General features: G+C 73.9%; 11 protein-coding genes. 5 read left to right on the forward strand and 6 right to left on the reverse strand.

Annotation, left to right across the window (positions count from 1 at the left end; all coding sequences use genetic code 11):
- Positions 1 to 251: 251 nt before the first annotated feature.
- Complete coding sequence (locus ACH4S7_RS29315; RefSeq protein ID WP_398524345.1) at positions 252 to 1,436, forward strand: exonuclease SbcCD subunit D; 1,185 nt, start codon at positions 252 to 254, stop codon at positions 1,434 to 1,436.
- A complete protein-coding gene (locus tag ACH4S7_RS29320; RefSeq protein ID WP_398524346.1) occupies positions 1,433 to 4,606 on the forward strand; it encodes an AAA family ATPase in 3,174 nt (1,057 codons plus the stop codon). The genes ACH4S7_RS29315 and ACH4S7_RS29320 overlap by 4 nt, the downstream gene beginning before the upstream one ends.
- Here the strand turns inward: ACH4S7_RS29320 and ACH4S7_RS29325 are convergent.
- Positions 4,596 to 5,042, reverse strand: a complete 447-nt coding sequence (locus tag ACH4S7_RS29325; protein WP_398524347.1) for an Lrp/AsnC family transcriptional regulator — start codon at positions 5,040 to 5,042, stop codon at positions 4,596 to 4,598. The two genes, ACH4S7_RS29320 and ACH4S7_RS29325, sit on opposite strands and share 11 nt — an antisense overlap.
- 95 nt (positions 5,043 to 5,137) lie before the next feature.
- On the opposite strand from ACH4S7_RS29325, the gene ACH4S7_RS29330 reads away from it, so the two are divergent.
- Together ACH4S7_RS29330 and ACH4S7_RS29335 are read left to right on the forward strand one after the other, a co-directional pair.
- Positions 5,138 to 5,620: a rhodanese-like domain-containing protein gene (locus ACH4S7_RS29330; RefSeq protein ID WP_398524348.1), complete on the forward strand. Its 483-nt coding sequence runs from the start codon at positions 5,138 to 5,140 to the stop codon at positions 5,618 to 5,620.
- Between the two features lie 231 nt (positions 5,621 to 5,851).
- Entirely contained in the window at positions 5,852 to 6,703 is an 852-nt protein-coding gene (locus ACH4S7_RS29335; RefSeq protein ID WP_398524349.1) for an SDR family oxidoreductase, read from the forward strand.
- Between the two features lie 89 nt (positions 6,704 to 6,792).
- On the opposite strand, the gene ACH4S7_RS29340 is transcribed toward ACH4S7_RS29335, so the two are convergent.
- A complete protein-coding gene (locus tag ACH4S7_RS29340) occupies positions 6,793 to 8,475 on the reverse strand; it encodes a DUF885 domain-containing protein (RefSeq protein WP_398524350.1) in 1,683 nt (560 codons plus the stop codon).
- Positions 8,476 to 8,545: 70 nt separating this feature from the next.
- Positions 8,546 to 9,052 (reverse strand): Lrp/AsnC family transcriptional regulator, encoded by a 507-nt coding sequence (locus tag ACH4S7_RS29345; RefSeq protein WP_398524351.1) that lies wholly within the window; start codon positions 9,050 to 9,052, stop codon positions 8,546 to 8,548.
- Positions 9,053 to 9,111: 59 nt separating this feature from the next.
- Between ACH4S7_RS29345 and ACH4S7_RS29350 the strand changes: the two genes are divergently transcribed.
- Entirely contained in the window at positions 9,112 to 10,329 is a 1,218-nt protein-coding gene (locus ACH4S7_RS29350) for a trans-sulfuration enzyme family protein (protein WP_398524352.1), read from the forward strand.
- Here the strand turns inward: ACH4S7_RS29350 and ACH4S7_RS29355 are convergent.
- The 3 genes from ACH4S7_RS29355 to ACH4S7_RS29365 all read right to left on the reverse strand — a co-directional run bounded on the left by ACH4S7_RS29355 (position 10,247) and on the right by ACH4S7_RS29365 (position 16,280).
- A complete protein-coding gene (locus tag ACH4S7_RS29355; protein ID WP_398524353.1) occupies positions 10,247 to 11,731 on the reverse strand; it encodes a GNAT family N-acetyltransferase in 1,485 nt (494 codons plus the stop codon). The two genes, ACH4S7_RS29350 and ACH4S7_RS29355, sit on opposite strands and share 83 nt — an antisense overlap.
- A gap of 83 nt (positions 11,732 to 11,814) precedes the next feature.
- The gene (locus ACH4S7_RS29360) at positions 11,815 to 14,802 is read right to left on the reverse strand and encodes a DUF6493 family protein (protein WP_398524354.1); all 2,988 of its coding nucleotides are present in this window, start codon (positions 14,800 to 14,802) and stop codon (positions 11,815 to 11,817) included.
- Positions 14,799 to 16,280 carry an SWIM zinc finger family protein gene (locus ACH4S7_RS29365; RefSeq protein ID WP_398524355.1) on the reverse strand — a complete coding sequence of 494 codons (1,482 nt, stop codon included), beginning with the start codon at positions 16,278 to 16,280 and terminating at the stop codon, positions 14,799 to 14,801. Before ACH4S7_RS29365 ends, ACH4S7_RS29360 begins: the two co-directional genes overlap by 4 nt.
- Positions 16,281 to 16,615: the final 335 nt, after the last annotated feature.

The following is a 16,615-nucleotide window of genomic DNA, read 5'->3' on the forward strand; positions in this document are numbered from 1 at the left end:
CGCGCACCGGAGACGCCCCCAACCGGGGAGCGCGGCGGTATCCCGGTCCCTGGTGTCCGACCTGTGGAGCGTACGGGCCGCCGCAGCCGGGAACACGGAACCGGGGCTCGCGGGCCGCCGGAGTACGCGTACACGGAACCGGGCGGGCCACTGAGTACAGGCATACGGAACCAGGGCGGGCGGCCCCGGACCGCGACCGGTGCGGCCCGGGCCGCACCCACTGTCGGACCCCACCGATACTCTCGGGAATCATGAGACTCCTGCATACGTCGGACTGGCACCTGGGGCGGTCGCTGCACCGGGTGACCATGCTCGACGCCCAGGCCGCCTTCCTCGACCACCTGGTGGCGACGGTGCGCGCCCGCGACGTGGACGCGGTGCTGGTGGCGGGAGACATCTACGACCGGGCCGTGCCACCGCTGTCCGCGGTGGAGCTGTTCGACCGGGCGCTGCACCGCCTCGCCGACGCGGGCGTGCCGACGGTGATGATCTCTGGGAATCACGACTCGGCACGCCGCCTCGGTGTCGGCGCCGGGCTGATCGAGCGCGCCGGCATACACCTGCGCACCGACCCGGCCGGCTGCGGCACCCCCGTACTGCTCGCCGACGCCCACGGCGAGGTCGCCTGTTACGGGCTGCCCTATCTCGAACCGGCCCTGGTGAAGGACGAGTTCCGGACGGCCAGGGCCCACCACGAGGCCGTGCTGAGTGCGGCCATGGACCGGGTCCGCGCCGATCTCGCGACCCGCCCCGACGGGACCCGGTCGCTCGTCCTCGCCCACGCCTTCGTCGCCGGGGGCGCGGCGAGCGACAGCGAGCGGGACATCACCGTCGGCGGGGTCTCCGCGGTGCCCGCCGGAGTCTTCCACGGCGTGGACTACGTGGCGCTCGGACATCTGCACGGCTGCCAGACGATCACCGACCGGGTGCGCTACTCCGGATCGCCGCTCGCCTACTCCTTCTCCGAGACCACCCACCGCAAGACCATGTGGCTCATCGACCTCGGACCCGGCGGCGAGATCGACGCCGAGCGCGTCGACTGCCCCGTACCGAGACCGCTCGCCCGGCTCCGCGGACACCTCACGGAGCTGCTCGACGATCCGGCGCTCGACCGGCACGAGCACGCCTTCGTCGAGGCGACGCTCACCGACCCGGTCCGTCCGGCCGAGCCGATGGCCCGGCTCAGCGCGCGATTCCCGCACACCCTCAGCCTCGTCTTCGAGCCTGACCGCGCCGACGAAGCCGCCTCCGCGTCCTACGCGCAGCGGCTGAAGGGGCGCGACGACCAGCAGATCGCGGAGGACTTCGTGGCGCATGTGCGCGGCGGCAGCGGACCCGACGACGGCGAGCGCACCGTGCTGCGCGGCGCGTTCGACGAGGTGCGGGTCGCGGAGGCGGCGCGGGAGAGCGGCGGCGCGCGCGAGGTGACCCGATGAGGCTGCACCGGCTGACCGTCACCGCCTTCGGGCCCTTCGGCGCCACCCAGGAGGTCGACTTCGACAGCCTCTCCGAAGGCGGCATCTTCCTGCTCCACGGACCGACGGGGGCCGGTAAGACCTCCGTGCTCGACGCCGTCTGCTTCGCGTTGTACGGGGCGGTCCCCGGCGCCCGGCAGAGTCCCGGGGCCTCCTTGCGCAGCGATCACGCCGAGCCCGGCACCCCCACCGAGGTGCTGCTCGAACTGACCGTGGGTGGGCGGCGGCTGGAGATCCGGCGCAGCCCCGCCCAGCCCCGCCCCAAGAAGAACGGCAGCGGGTTCACCTCCGAGCGGGCCCGCAGCGGACTGCGCGAGTACGACGCGGAGAGCGGCACCTGGCGGGCGCTGAGCGGATCCCACCAGGAGATCGGCGAGGAGATCACCCAGCTCGTCGGCATGAGCCGGGACCAGTTCTGCCAGGTGGTGCTGCTGCCGCAGGGCGACTTCGCGCGCTTCCTCCGCGCCGACGCGGAGGCGCGGGGCAGACTCCTCGGCCGGCTCTTCGACACCCGCCGCTTCGCCGCCGTCGAGGAACGCCTCGGCGAGCGCCGCCGCGCGGCGGAGGCCCGGGTGCGGGCCGGGGACGAACGGCTGCTCGCGGTCGCGCACCGGATGGCCCAGGCGGCGGGCACCGCGGCCGACGACTGGCCGCCGCCCCGGCAGCAGCCGGGGGACCCGGGGCTGGCCGACGCGGTCCTGGAGTGGGCGGCCGTCGCCCGCGCGGGCGCGCTGGAGCGGGCGGACATCGCCGACCGGGCGCTGTCGTCGGCGGAGAGCCGCCAGGCCGCGGCGCGGCGCGCGTCCGACGACGCCCGTGAGCGCGACCGGCTCCGCCGCCGGTACGAGGAGGCGCTGAGCCGCCATGCGACGGTGGAGGCCGCCCGCCCGGCGTACGAGACCCGGCGCGCCCGGCTGGACCGGGCCCGCAAGGCCGAGCTGGTCGCCCCCGCGCTGCGGCTGCGGGAAGACGCCGAGCGCGAGCACCGCGCCGCCGGCACGGCCCATGACCGGGCACGCGCCGCCCTCTCCCCCGACCTGGCCGGGGCCGGCGCCGACCAGTTGTCCGCGCTGGAGCGCGGACTCCGTCAGGAGCTGGGCGACCTGGCCGCCGCGCGCCGCGCCGAGCGCCGTGCCGAGGAGATCGTCCGGGAGCGCGCCGAGCTGGACCGCGAGGCCCGCGCGGACGACGATCTGCTCGGGGATGCGGCCGGCTGGCTGGCCGAGTGGGACACCCTCCGCCGCTCCCACCAGGACCGGGTGACCGCGGCGCAGGAAGCGGGCACTCGCTCGGCGGACCTCGCGCGCCTGCTGGACCCGGCCCGCCGCGGACTGCGCGCCGCCCGCGAGCGCGACCGGCTCGCGGACCGCGCCCGGGAAGGGGAGACCGCTCTGCGGGTCGCCCGCGACCTGGCGGGCGAGGCGCGGGAGCGCTGGCTCGATCTCAAGGAGCGGCGGCTGCGCGGTATCGCCGCGGAGCTGGCCACCGCCCTGACCTCAGGGGACCCGTGCGCGGTCTGCGGCGGGACGGAACACCCCGCGCCCGCGCGGGCGACCGAGGACCAGGTCACCCCCGCCGAGGAGGACGCGGCGTACGAGGCGTACGCCCGCGCCGACGCGGCCGGTGCCGCGGCGGAGCGGGAGCTGGCCGTGGTCAGGGAGGCCCTGGCGGCGGCGGCCGACGAGGCCCGTGCGGCCACCGCCGTACGGCGCGATGTCCCCGCCGCCAGGGAAGCGCTCGACCGGGCCGGCGATCGGCCGCGCGTCACCACACCCCCGGCCGTCGCTCCGGCCCCCGGCACCGCTGGCGGTGCCGACACCACCCCGATCGCGGACCGACCCGCCGACCCGCCCCGCGATCCGGACCAGGCCGAGCTGGCCTCGCTCGTCGCCGGTCTGGAGCGCGACCAGGGCCACGCCCACCGGCTCGCCTCCGACACCCACGCCGCCAGGGAAGCGCTCGACCGGGCCGAGCAGGAGCATCAGCGGCGGCTCACGGAGCGGCGGCACGCCGAGCGCCGGGCCGCCGCGCGCACCGAGCGGCGGGAAGGGCTGGACCGGGAGCGGGCCGGTCTCGCCGATGAGCTGGACCGGGTCCGGGGGAGCGACGGCACCGTCGCCGAACGCGTCACCGTCCTGGAGCGGCGGGCCCGGCTACTCGCCGATGCGGCCGACGCCGTCCGCGCCTTCGACCTCACGGCGCTGCGGCTCAAGCAGACCGATGACCGGCTCGCCGACGCCGCGTACCGGGCCGGGTTCGCCACCCCAGCGGCCGCCGCCGACGTCCTGCTCACCGACGCGGAGCAGCGCGAACTCCAGCACCGGATCGACGACTGGCGAACCGAGGCGGCCGCGGTCGCCGACCGGCTCGCCGAGCCGGAACCCAGGGCCGCCGCCGAGGGGCCGCCCGCCGATCCCGAGGCAACCCGGACCGTCCACGCGCTCGCGGAACGCGCCCTGCGCGCCGCCGACTCCGCGCTCGCCGCCGCCCGCGCCCGGTGCGCGGCACTCGCCGAGCTGTCCCGGGAGGCCGCCGCCGAGGTGCGCCGCCTCGGCCCGCTGCGCGACGACTACGACCGGGTGGCCCGGCTCGCCGCCCTCACCGCCGGCACCTCCGCGGACAACGACCGCAGGATGCGCCTGGAGTCGTACGTCCTGGCGGCCCGGCTGGAGCAGGTCGCCGCCGCGGCGACCGTGCGCCTGCGGCGGATGTCCTCCGGCCGGTACACCCTGGTGCACTCCGACGCCCGCGCGGGCGGGAAGCGCTCGGGGCTCGGGCTCCATGTGGTGGACGCCTGGACCGGCAGTGAGCGGGACACGGCCACCCTCTCCGGCGGCGAGACCTTCTTCGCGAGTCTCGCGCTGGCTCTGGGGCTCGCCGATGTCGTCACCGAGGAGGCCGGGGGCGTTCGACTGGACACCCTCTTCATCGACGAGGGTTTCGGCAGCCTGGACGAACAGACCCTGGACGAGGTCATCGACGTCCTGGACTCCCTGCGCGAACAGGACCGCAGTGTCGGCATCGTCAGCCATGTCGCCGATCTCCGCCGCCGTATCCCCACCCAGCTCGATGTCGTCAAGGAGCGCCGGGGGTCGGTGGTCCGGCTCCGCACCGCCCCGCTCAGCGGCTGATCGCGCGGTGCGGTAGGGGCGACGAGTAGACGACGCTCGTCGTCACCGAGCCGAGCGCGCCGATCCGGCCCGCCACCTCTTCGAGATGGCTCATCGACCGGGTGGCGACCTTGAGTACGAAACAGTCGTCCCCGGTGACGTGGTGGGCCTCCAGAACCTCCGGCGTCGTCTCCAGCAGCTCGTGGAACGGCCGGTAGTTGCCGTTCGGATACCGCAGCCGGACGAACGCCAGGATCGGAAGGCCCAGCCGCTCCGGGTCGACCACCGCCGTGTAGCCGGAGATGATCCCGGCCTCCTCCAGTCGTCGTACCCGCTCGGTCACCGCGCTGGCGGACATGGAGACCGTGCGGGCCAGCTCGGCGAAACCGGTCCGGCCGTCGCGCTGGAGGGCCGCCAGAATGCGCCAGTCCGTGGCGTCCGGTGAATATCCCGTCATATCGCACAGACAACAGGGGAATCCCCGGTGGATCAAGCTCGGGTCCGTGGCTTCCTCCTTCAGGAGGCGGTGTCACCGGCCATAGATTCACTGACATGTCGACAACACAGCCGGTTCTGAACCCTGTCCTCCGGGTCCCCGCGGCCCAGCCCGCCGTCGCCGCCGCGTACTTCGCCGCCCGCCTCGCCTGCCACACCGATGTGTCCGACGTCGCCGCCGCACTGGCGGCACCGGGCGATCCGGGCTTCGTCCTGGTCGACTGCCGCTCCACCGCATCCTGGGAGCAGGGGCACATTCCCGGCGCGATCCATCTGCCCACCGCTCTCATCCCGGAGCACGCCGGCCGGCTGCTGGACGGCTCGGTGCCGGTGGTCACGTACTGCTGGGGCCCCGGCTGCGACGGTGCCGGCAGGGCGGCGCTCGCCCTCGCCGAACTCGGCCACCGGGTGAAGGAGATGCTCGGCGGCTTCGAGTACTGGGCGCGGGAGGGGTTTCGGTACGAGACGGGGGACGGCGGCGCCCGGCGTGAGACCGATCCCCTGACCGCGCCCGTCGCGGCGGCCGACTGCGGCTGCTGAGCCGCCGACGGCCGACCGCTGACCCACTGCCGAGCCGGCGCCGGGGAACAGCCGGGGAGCGTACGAGAACGACCGGGGGGCCGGCCGGCGCCGAGGGACGGCCGACCCGCCAGCGAGGAGCGGCCGGGGAAACGGCCGAAAGGACCGGCGCGCGGGCGGCGTTACACCCGCGCCCGCGCCACGGTCGAAATCCGGATGACGGCCACCGGCCGTTCCCTCACGATGGGTTCCATGCCCGAGATCCCGCACCCCCACCCCGACGCCCTGCGCCGTGACCCGCTGCCGCTGCGCGGCCGTACCGCCCTCGTCACCGGCGCGAGCCGGCGTGCCGGCATCGGGTACGCGGTGGCCCGGCGGCTCGCCGCGTACGGCGCGAGCGTCTATCTCCACCACCATGTCCCGCATGACGAACGCCTGCCGTGGGGAGCGGATCCGGGGGGCCCGGACGCCGTGGCGGCGGGGGTGCGGGCGGCCCTCGCGGACCCCGGGGCGCGGGTCGTCCACGGCCCCGGGGATCTGTCCGACGCCGCCGCCCCGGCCGCGCTCGTCGCCACGGCGGCCGAGGCGCTCGGCGGCCGGCTCGACATCCTGGTCGCCAACCACGCCCTGAGCGGCACCGACGGCACCCTGCTGGAGATCGACGCCGCCATGCTCGACGCCCACTGGGCCATCGACACCCGCGCGGTGGTGCTGCTGGTCCAGGCGTACGCCCGGCGGCGGGCCGAGCTGCCGCCGCGCACACCAGGCGGCCGGGTCGTGATGATGACCTCGGGTCAGGACATCGCCGGCGGGATGCCGAACGAACTGGCCTACGGACTGGCCAAGGGCGCTCTCGCCTCGGCCACCCGGTCCCTGTCGACCACGCTCGCGGAGCTGGCCGTGACCGTCAACACCGTCAACCCGGGCCCGGTGGACACCGGCTATCTGGAGGGTGCGGACCACCGGCGGGTCGCGGACGCCTTCCCCGGCGGGCGGTGGGGGGCGCCGGACGATCCGGCCCGGCTGATCGCCTGGCTGGCCACCGACGAGGCGGAGTGGATCACCGGCCAGGTCATCGACTCCGAAGGCGGCTTCCGCCGCTGACCGGCACCACCGCCCGGGAGCGCGGTCGGCCGGGACCACCGCCTGGCTGCTGGGCCGGCCGGGCCCGCGGTGGGCCCGGCCACTCACCGTCACAGCTTCGACAGCTCGTCCACCAGATCGTCCAGCCCCAACGACCCCTGCGAGAGCGCCGCCATATGCCACGCCTTCGCGTCGAAGGCGTCACCGTGCGCCTTGCGGGCGTTCTCCCGGCCCAGCAGCCAGGCCCGTTCGCCGAGCTTGTAGCCGATGGCCTGCGCCGGCATCGACAGATAGCGGGTCAGTTCGCTCTCCACATAATCCGAGGGGCGCCCGCTGTGGGTGTCGGTGAACTCCTCCGCCAGCTCCGGAGTCCAGCGCTCACCCGGATGGAACGGCGAATCCGCCGGAATCTCCAGCTCCAGATGCATCCCGATGTCCACGATCACCCGGCAGGCCCGCATCATCTGGGCGTCCAGATAGCCGAGCCGCCGCTCGGGGTCGGGCAGGAAGCCCAGCTCGTCCATGAGCCGTTCGGCGTAGAGCGCCCAGCCCTCCAGGTTCGCGCTGACCCCGCCGATCGTGGCCTGGTAGCGGGAGAGCTGGTCGGCGACGTGCGCCCACTGGGCGAGCTGCAGATGGTGACCGGGCACCCCCTCGTGGTACCAGGTCGTCACCAGGTCGTAGACGGGGAACCGGGTGGCGCCCATCGTCGGCAGCCAGGTCTGACCCGGCCGGGAGAAGTCCTCGGAGGGCGCGGAGTAGTACGGGGCGGCGGCGCTGCCCGGGGGAGCGATCCGGGACTCCACCTTCCGGACCCGCTCGGCGAGTTCGAAGTGGGTGCCGTCCAGTGCCTCGATGGCCTCGTCCATCAGCTCCTGGAGCCAGACCCGTACCTCTTCGACACCGTCGATGTGCCGGCCGTGCTCGTCCAGGTGGGCGAGCGCCTCCCACGGGCCCGCTCCCGGCAGGATCCGGTCGGCCTCCACCCGCATCTCGGCGAGCAGCCGGTGGTACTCCGACCAGCCGTAGGCGTACGCCTCGTCCAGATCCAGATCGGTGCCGTTGTAATAGCGCGACCAGCGGGCGTAGCGCTCCCGGCCCACCGTGTCCGGCGCGTCCGCCACGGCCGGCGCGTACACATCGCGCATCCAGTCCCGCAGTCCGGTCAGGGCATCGGTGGCGATTCCGGCCGCCGTGTCCAGCTCGGCGCGGAGGGTGTCGGGCCCGTCGGAGACGAACTCCCCGAACCAGCTCCGCTCCGTACCGATCCACTCCGTCATCTGCCCGATGTTGGTACGGGTCGCCCGCGGCCCGGCCGGCAGCTTCCGCTCAAGACCCAGCTCCAGCGACGCACGATAGCCGGCCAGCGCCGCCGGCACCGCGCGCAGCCGCTGGGCGATGGCCGCCCAGTCCTCCTCGGTCTTCGCGGGAGTCATCGTGAACGTCTCCCGCACCTCATGCACCGGTGAGCTGATGTTGCTCACCACCCGCAGCCCCTCGTCCGCCTCGCGCACGGCGAGTTCGGCCGTCAGACGCTCGCGGAGCAACCGGCCGCAGCGCCTCTCCACATCGCTGTCGGCACCGGGCAGCTTCTCGGCCGCGTCGAGCGCGGCGAGGGTCTCCCGCGCCAGCACGGCGATCTTCTCCTGGCCGGCGGGTGAGTAGTCGGGGAGTCGGGACGAACTCTCCCGCGCTCCCAGATAGGTGCCGATGGCGGGATCGAGTTCGATGAGCGCGTCGACGTAGGCGTCGGCGACCTGACGGGGCAGCGGGCTGCTGGGGGTGACAGACATACCCACATCCTCATACGGACGGGGCCTCCGCGTCACCTCCGCCGCAGGGCGGTGGCCTGCGGTTGTCCGGTCACAATCCGCCTTCCGGTCCACAACTCGACGGGTGCTCCGGGGGCAGCAGGGGGCCGCACTCCCACTGCTGGAAGATCAACCGTGTCTCCACCCGGGCGACTTCGCGCCGCGAGGTGAACTCGTCCACCACCAGCCGCTGGAGATCCGCCGTGTCCGCCACCGCCACATGTACGAGATAGTCCTCGGGGCCGGTGAGGTGGAACAGCGCCCGGGACTCGGGCAGCGCCCGGATCCGCTCCACGAACGGGCCGATCAACTCCCGGCGATGGGGGCGGACCTGCACCGAGAGCAGCGCCTGGAGCCCCCGGCCCAGCCGCCCCGGGTCCAGCGCCAGCCGATGTCCGAGAATCACCCCGGACCGCCGCAGCCGGGTCACCCGGTCCAGACAGGTGGAGGGCGCCACTCCGACCTCGGCCGCCAGCTCCCGGTACGTCGTCCGGGCGTCGTTCTGCAACAGCCGGAGAATATGCAGGTCCACCGGGTCAAGAGCGACAGATTCGGCCATCCGCCGAACGTAACACGGGACGATCCCGCTACCTTCCGGTAACTGTTCACCCTGCGTGCATGGAGAATCCAGCCTTCGCCGGACCCGCGCGCCGGGCCCTGGCCACCGAAGCGGTCCACGCCGGACGGGACGACCTCGCGGAACTCGGGCTGCACGCCCCACCGCTGGATCTGTCGACCACCTACCCCTCCTACGACGCCGCGGCCGAGGCCGAACGCATAGACACCTTCGCCGCCACCGGTGGGCGACTTGAGGGGCCGCCCGTCTACGGCCGGCTCGACAACCCCACCACGGCCAGGTTCGAGACCGCCCTCGCCCGACTCGAAGGCGCCCAGAGCGCGGTCGCCTTCGCCAGCGGAATGGCCGCGCTGACCGCCGTACTCCTGGCGCGCGCCTCTCAGGGGCTGCGCCATGTGGTGGCGGTACGGCCGCTGTACGGGTGTAGCGACCATTTGCTCTCGACCGGGCTGCTGGGCACGGAGGTGACCTGGACCGATCCAGCCGGGATCGAGTCCGCGATCCGTGCCGACACCGGTCTGGTCATGGTCGAGACACCGGCCAATCCGACCCTCGCCGAGGTGGACCTCGACGCCGTACGACACGCCTGCGGCCTGGTTCCGCTGCTGGTCGACAACACCTTCGCCACCCCGGTGCTGCAACGGCCGCTGGAGCACGGCGCCCGGATCGTGCTGCACAGTGCGACCAAGTACCTGGGCGGCCACGGGGACGTGCTGGGCGGAGTGGTGGCCTGCGACGAGGAGTTCGCCGGGGTGCTGCGCCGGATCCGCTTCGCGACCGGGGGCATCCTGCATCCGATGGCGGGCTATCTGCTGCTGCGCGGACTCTCCACCTTGCCGGTACGGGTGCGGGCCGCATCCGTCACTGCCGCCGACCTGGCCTGCCGGCTTGCCGCCGATCCCCGGATCGCGCGGGTCCACTATCCGCGGATCGGCGGGGCGATGGTCTCCTTCGAGGTCTACGGCGATCCGCACGCCGTCATCGCCGGTGTCCGGCTGATCACCCCCGCCGTGAGCCTGGGCAGCGTGGACACGCTGATCCAGCATCCGGCCTCCATCAGCCACCGCGTCGTGGACGCCGCGGACCGCCGCGCGGCCGGGGTGAGCGACCGGCTGCTGCGGCTGTCGGTGGGGCTTGAGGACGTGGAGGACCTTTGGCGTGATCTGACCGAAGCCCTCAGCGCTCAGCCGGTTCGAACCAGCCGGACCACGAACGCGGCGCCGATCCGTACCCGTCCGTTCCGTCCAGCCGGGCGGTGATGACGAGCGTGCCCTCGGCCGTCTCGTAGTCGAGGGGCAGTCCGAGCCCCCGCATCGCCGCCACCATGGCGGTGTTGGACGATTGGGTGACGGCGTACACGTTGCGGCAGCCGGCCTCGTGGGCGAGCGCGACCAGCCGGCCGAGCAGCTCGGCGCCGATGCCGCGGCGCTGCCAGTCGTCCTCCACGATGAGGGCCACCTCGGTCTCGTCCCCGTCCCAGAGGAGATGACCGAGGGCGATCAGCCGGCCGGAGGCGGTCCGCACGGCGAGGGTGCGGCCGAAGCGGGGGCTCAGCAGATGGTCCAGATAGCGCTGGGCGTCGACCACCGGGCCGTGGTAGCGCTGCCGCAGGGTCCGCTCGGAGCAGCGGTCGTGCATCTCCCGGGCCGCATCGGCGTCGCCCCGGCCGGCGCGGCGCACGGTGATCTCACCGGCCTCGGCGAGGGTGAGCACCTCCTGACCGCGCGGCACCCGGGTACCGAGCCGGGCGTCCAGCTCCACCAGCGCGCGCACCCGGGCGAATTCCGTCGGGGTGAAGGGGAGGTGCGGGCGCTCGACCGTGAGCTCCCCTCCGGCCGGGTCGCGCAGCCGCATCACCGTCTCCTCCAGCACGCCTTCCACCGGCAGCGGATGGCCGTTGGCCCGGCCGGTGGAGGAGACGGCGGGCCGTGAGCGGATGGTGCAGCGGCCCAGCAGTTGACGGAGGGCGAGAGGCAGCTCGGCCGGGTCCAGTGCGGTACGGGTGGCGAGGCCGAGCATCCGTGTCGGGGTGTCGACGAGGTCGTGCGGGTCGGCCCGCTCGATCCAGATGGCCTCGCCCCCGGCCGCGGCGATCTCCCGACGCAGCCGCTCGGGCTGGAGCGGCACGGGCGCGCGCAGCAGGAACTCGTCCACCGTCCCATCGGTGAGCGGATGCGTCTGGAGGGTCAGGATGTCGACGCCGAGGCCGGCGAATGCCGTGCAGAGCGCGGCCAGGCTGCCGGGGGTGTCCCGCACGGTGGTGCGCGCCCGCCAGAGCACCGCCGGGGCGTCCGCCGTGCCGACGACGGCCCCGCCCCGCCCGGATGTCCGCTCCTGCTGTGCTGCTTCGGTGGCTTCGGTGGCTTCGGTGGGAGAGGTCGGGGTGGTGGGCTGGGTCGGACGGGTGGCGCCGTGGCGCCGTCCCCATCGGATGAGCCGCGTGAGCCGCGTGAGCCGACTGAGCCGACTGAGGAAGACGGCCGTGGCGATCAGGGTCACCGCTGACGCGATGAGCGCCGATGTGCCGACGGTTCCGTACCCGGCGAGGAGCGCGACGACAGGGGCGACCGCCAGTGCCGCGCACACGGCGGCCGGTTCAACGAGGCCCCGCCGCCAGGGGTGTGGGCGACGGGCGATCTTCGTGGAGGTCACCTGGTTCATGACCTCACTGTGAACGAACCGTGTTGCGCGATCACGAACGGTTTGTGACTGATGGGTAAAGCATTAATCGATGCGGATATTGACTATTTTTTGACCGTTTCTGGCCTGGACGAGTCGACTCCCTCCCGCAGCGCCGCCAGCAGCCGCGCTGCCTGGACGACGACCTGGGCCGACCCGCCCCGCCCGGCCAATTCGCCCAACCCGGGTATCACCTCGGCGACGCCGTCCACCACACTCTCCGCACCCGCTGTACGCGTGGTGTCCACGGCATCGCCCTGGCCGGCCGGATCTGCCGTACGCGCGGTGCCGCCTGGTACGGGTCGCTCAGCCGGGGCCGTCGTACGGGGGGTGTCCAGGCCGGCCGCCATCTCCACGGCGTCCGCGGCGCGCGGCTCCGCGCTGGTCGTCGCCGGACCCGACGCAGGGTTCGACGCCGGGTCCGTTGTCGCGGGGCCGCACTGTTCGACACAGTCCGCGGCCACGGCCAGGATCCCGCCCAGCCCGCGCGGCAACGGTCGCGCCCGCACGAGCTGGGGCAGTGCGGCGGCGAGCACGCTCCAGACCGTCCGGTACGCACCGGTCGCCGACGCCGTACGAGCCGCGTCGGTGAACCGGTTGATCTTCACCGGGCCGTGCTGGACCAGCTCGGCCAGCCGCCGGCCGAGCAGCGCGCCGTCGAGTTGACCGCGGGCCGCCAGCACCAGCAGGGCGTCCACCGCCAACAGCCGGTCACTCACCGTGCGGGCACCCACTCCGGCCGCCAGCGCCCGATGCAGCTCCGCACCGGCGGGGGATCCGGGACCTTCGCCCTCGGCCAGCCGGGGCAGACACCAGGAGGCTGCGGGCATCTCCCATCCGTACGCGCCGGCCTCCGCCGAGAGCAGTAGGCCGGGCAGCAGCCACTCGGCGAGCCTCTCCCGGTCGTGCGGCAGCACGGCGGGCCAGTGCGGTACCACTGCCTGCCATGTCGTCTGCGGGCTCACACAGGAGTAGCCGTGATTGTGCCGGGGGTTGGGCCGCTGCCCGAGCCAGCGGAAGGCGGCGGGGAAGTCCCGCTGGACGGTGCGCCGTTCCCGGTTGCGGTCCAGCAGCAGCCGGGCGGTGCGTGCCGGATGGCCCAGCAGTCCGATGGCGGTCCCGACGGGTGGCGTGGCCGCGCCACCCTCCTGGAGCGCGGCCAGCTCCGGCCCCTCCCCGCAGAGCCACGCGGCCAGCCGGTCGCCCTCGGCGGTCCCCAGCCCGGCCGCGGCCTCCGCCGCCCGCCCGCCGCCGTCCTGGACCACCCGGAGCAGAGCCTGCGCGAAATCGGCCGCGGCCGGTGTCGCGCCGAGCCGGTGGTACTCCCGCAGCCGCGCGATCAGGTCGTCCGGGTCCAGCGCCCCCGTGTCCCAGGTGGGTGTCGCCAGCAGGAACGGCAGCGGAGCGTTCCTGACGTGGTGCGCGACCTCCCACACCCGGGCCGAGTTGATGGCCGTGAGTCCGCTGTACTGACAGAGGTCCGACGGGACCGCGTGGGTGCGGGTCTTCCGGATCACGTCGTCCGGCAGCGCCTCCAGCAGCGTGGCGGCCACCACGCCCAGGCTGTTCGGATCGCGGGCGAAGCGGTGGTGGAGGTGTGAGCCCCGGAAGTGCTCCGGGTCGGTCCACCCGCGGTCGGCCAGTGCCTCCCGCAGCGCCTTGGTCAGCGGCTCGCGGTCGCTGTGGGCCAGTCGCACCAGTCCGTCCAGGGTCCGCTCGAAGTCGACCATCACCGTTTCGTCCCGGCGCCGCAGCCCGACCATGAAGTCCTCGACCAGCTCCGCCACCGAGTCGGTCGCGGGGGCCAGTTCGCGGCGGCCCGGCACCGCGGGCAGGAACTCCTCGTACACCGCGGCGTCCTCCACCGGCAGCAGCGACCCGAAGGCGGCTCGCGCGGCCTCCCGGTGCGCCGGGCCGAGAAGTGCGGCGGCCTCGGCCAGTACCTCGCGCAGTCCGTCGTCGGCGCTGGGCAGATACCGGACCACCAGCTTCAGCGCCCGCTCCTGGACCACGGGGTCCTCGTGCGCGAAACCGTCCGCCGCCAGCGGCAGCAGTTCCCGGACGGCGGCGGTGTCCTTCGAGCGCCTCCGCAACACCTTGCCGAGCACCGTCAGATGTGTCCGTGCCAACTTCTTCTCGGGACGGAAGAACACCGTGCTCGACAGCTCAGCCAGCGCCGATGTGGACAGCCGGTCGTCCTCGGCCAGCTCCGCGAGCACCCCCTGGGCGTAGACGGTCACCTGGGTGGTGCCGTCCGACACCATGCCGAGCCAGTCGGGAACCCGCTCCGCCCGCTCGTCGGGCGTCAGCGCGAGCCGCTCCAGCAGCGCCAGGAAGAGCCGCGCGTCGGTCGGCCGGCCGCCGCCGCGCAGCAGCCGGGCGACCGTGCCGTCCACGAGCAGCGATCGCGCCACGACGCCGTGGCCGATCAGCCCGGTGAGCACCGTCGGCCAGTGGGACGGGTCGTCCGGATCGGAGTACCAGGTGAGTTCCTGCGGGAAGGCCGTCAGCTCGAACAGCCCGGCCACCATGGCGGGGGCGTGCGGGTCCTCGTGGAGCCGCTTGCGCATATCGCCCCGCGAGGAGAGCGAGTTGACCCAGCCCCGCAGGTATCCGTCCGTGGTCGGCACCGGACAGCCGGACCGCACCACGAGCTCACGGACCAGGTGGTAGTCCTCCTCCGCGGTCGAGGAACGGGCGGCGAGGCGGTGCGCCAGCCGACCCAGCCAGTCGGGCTCCCTGTCGGCGAGCACATCGAGGAGCGCGGCGCGTACCTTCGGCTGGGTGATGGTCGGGGAGAGGCGCAGCTCACGGGCGCCGATCCAGGCCGCGGCGGCGGCCACCCCGGTGTGACAGCCGGCGCCCGCGACCAGCAGGCCGGACGCGGCGAGCGTGCGCTCGCGCCACTGCCGCCAGGACGAGTCCCGCAGCTCCAAACGGAGCGTCTTCAACTGGACGAGCAGCTCCTTCCGCTCGTCCCGGGGCAACGGCTTCAGCCGCCCCGGAAGCTCCTGGACCCGCCCCGCCCGCACCACGTCGATCAGTTCCTTCATCGCGCGTCCCCCAACCCCGTCGTACCCGCACCCGCACCCGAAACCTGACCCGCGCCCGTGCCCACACTCGGGTCCGTAACCCGCTCCGCCGTCGCGGCGGCCGATCCCGTCGCGTCCGTCGCGGTCAACCCGCGCCGGACCATCCGCACCGCCAACGCGTGCTTGCACGGTCCCCGACCGCCCTGGTGGTCGGTCCACCAGACGCAGGTGCAGCGCAGTTGCCCGCCCGCGTCCCGGACTCGGTAGACGCGGTCACCGGAGACGACCGAAGCCGACGGCCCGTCCAGCGTCACGGCCCCGGCCGCCGCCAACGTCCGGGCGGCGACCAGCCGGGGATTGTGCCGTTCGGCACGATCCGCGTCGTACGGCAGCTCACGGTGGAAGTACGCGGCGTCCGCCACGTCGTACCCCACCCGACCGGCGGTGCCCAGCCGGACCAGCGCCGCCCGCACCCGGGCCACCGTAAGACCCGACCGCGCGGCCAGCTCGGCCGGGTCGATGATCGGCTCCCAGGCGAGTAGCACCGAGACCAACTCGGCGTCCTGCGCCGCCTCCTCCGTCGCCAGCGCCTCCAGCACGCCCCCCTCGCCGGAGAAACCGCGCCCGGTGTCGGGGGAGAGGGTGAGAGTCAGCCGCATCCCCGGCAGCACCACCTCCCAGGCGGCCGAGGTCGGCGCGCCGTCCGTCACCGCCGGCCCGTACACCCGCAGGGCGGTGGCGTGGCGCAGCACCCGCTGGAGCGCCACCAGCCGCTCGGGACCCGGCAGGCACACCGCGCCCGCCACCGGTCGGGTCGTCGGCCGCAGGGTCTTGCCGCTCGGCACCACCCAGCTCGCGCCCCGGGAGGCCCGTACCGATGAACGCGGCAGCGAGCGGAGGAAGCGCACCGCCTCGGCCCCGCTCAGCTCGGCCCGCAGATCGAATCCGGCGGTGGCCACCTGGGCCTCCGCGAAACCGCGCAGCCAGCGGTCCGGCAGCGGGACCTTCTTCTCCACCACCGATCCGTCGAGTGTGGTGACCGCCAGCTCCCCGGGACCCACCCGCAGATGGAGCGGGCTGTCGCCGGTCAGCCGGGAAAGCGCCTCCCGCAGTGGGTTGTTGACATCGACATTGGTCGTGCCGTGCCCGGTGTCCGCGCCGTCCAGACCGTCCCGCAGCACATCGAGCCGTGCGTACACCCCGCAGCAGCCGGAGAAGGACTCAAATCTCAGCCGGTCGCCATTGCCCGTCACCACCGGATCGAGCAGCGCCCGCCGGGTCAGATCGAGATAGCGGGCGGCGGCCACGTCCGCGACGGCGAGCAGGGCACGGGCCGCCGTCTGTGGTGAGGTCAGGAAGCCGGAGAAGAAGGTCGGGTGGGCCTGCGCCCCCACGGGGGTGAGGCCACCCGAGGTCTCCAGGCCGAGGAGCCGTCCACCCGCCGACGACTCGACGGCGGACGGACGGGGATAGGCGAGTGACTGGACTGATCGCGTCATGGAAGGGACCGTAGAGCGCCCCACTGACAATCGGCCCGGCAGCTCGTCGGCGCACGGCACACCGACCGGCCGCCCCCCGGGCTCCCACCTGCTGTTCCTGGCGGAATCGGCGAGTCCACGCCAGCGGCAGGGCGCTACCGTTCCACCGCGGTCGGTCGGGTTCGCGCCAGGGGGCGAGCGCCGCTGGTTCGGCCTGATGGGCGAGTTCACGCCAATCGGGGCACCGCCCGCAAGGGCGGGAGGAGTTCCCGGCAGGCTCCCCCGACGAGACGAGCAGCCGGCACCGGCCGCCGCCGGTGGCGCAATCGTTCAAGACACCCCCCGCCAACCGGCCT

The sequence above is a fragment of the Streptomyces sp. NPDC020965 genome, from assembly GCF_044333555.1.
GTDB lineage: Bacteria > Actinomycetota > Actinomycetes > Streptomycetales > Streptomycetaceae > Streptomyces.

What these genes read in the sequence shown, in the direction of transcription:
- ACH4S7_RS29355 (WP_398524353.1), bottom strand. Translation starts at nt 11,731, where the DNA reads ATGAACCAGGTGACCTCCACGAAGATCGCCCGTCGCCCACACCCCTGG.
- ACH4S7_RS29335 (WP_398524349.1), top strand. Translation starts at nt 5,852, where the DNA reads ATGCCCGAGATCCCGCACCCCCACCCCGACGCCCTGCGCCGTGACCCG.
- ACH4S7_RS29325 (WP_398524347.1), bottom strand. Translation starts at nt 5,042, where the DNA reads ATGACGGGATATTCACCGGACGCCACGGACTGGCGCATTCTGGCGGCC.
- ACH4S7_RS29365 (WP_398524355.1), bottom strand. Translation starts at nt 16,280, where the DNA reads ATGACGCGATCAGTCCAGTCACTCGCCTATCCCCGTCCGTCCGCCGTC.
- ACH4S7_RS29315 (WP_398524345.1), top strand. Translation starts at nt 252, where the DNA reads ATGAGACTCCTGCATACGTCGGACTGGCACCTGGGGCGGTCGCTGCAC.
- ACH4S7_RS29320 (WP_398524346.1), top strand. Translation starts at nt 1,433, where the DNA reads ATGAGGCTGCACCGGCTGACCGTCACCGCCTTCGGGCCCTTCGGCGCC.
- ACH4S7_RS29345 (WP_398524351.1), bottom strand. Translation starts at nt 9,052, where the DNA reads ATGGCCGAATCTGTCGCTCTTGACCCGGTGGACCTGCATATTCTCCGG.
- ACH4S7_RS29360 (WP_398524354.1), bottom strand. Translation starts at nt 14,802, where the DNA reads ATGAAGGAACTGATCGACGTGGTGCGGGCGGGGCGGGTCCAGGAGCTT.
- ACH4S7_RS29330 (WP_398524348.1), top strand. Translation starts at nt 5,138, where the DNA reads ATGTCGACAACACAGCCGGTTCTGAACCCTGTCCTCCGGGTCCCCGCG.
- ACH4S7_RS29340 (WP_398524350.1), bottom strand. Translation starts at nt 8,475, where the DNA reads ATGTCTGTCACCCCCAGCAGCCCGCTGCCCCGTCAGGTCGCCGACGCC.
- ACH4S7_RS29350 (WP_398524352.1), top strand. Translation starts at nt 9,112, where the DNA reads ATGGAGAATCCAGCCTTCGCCGGACCCGCGCGCCGGGCCCTGGCCACC.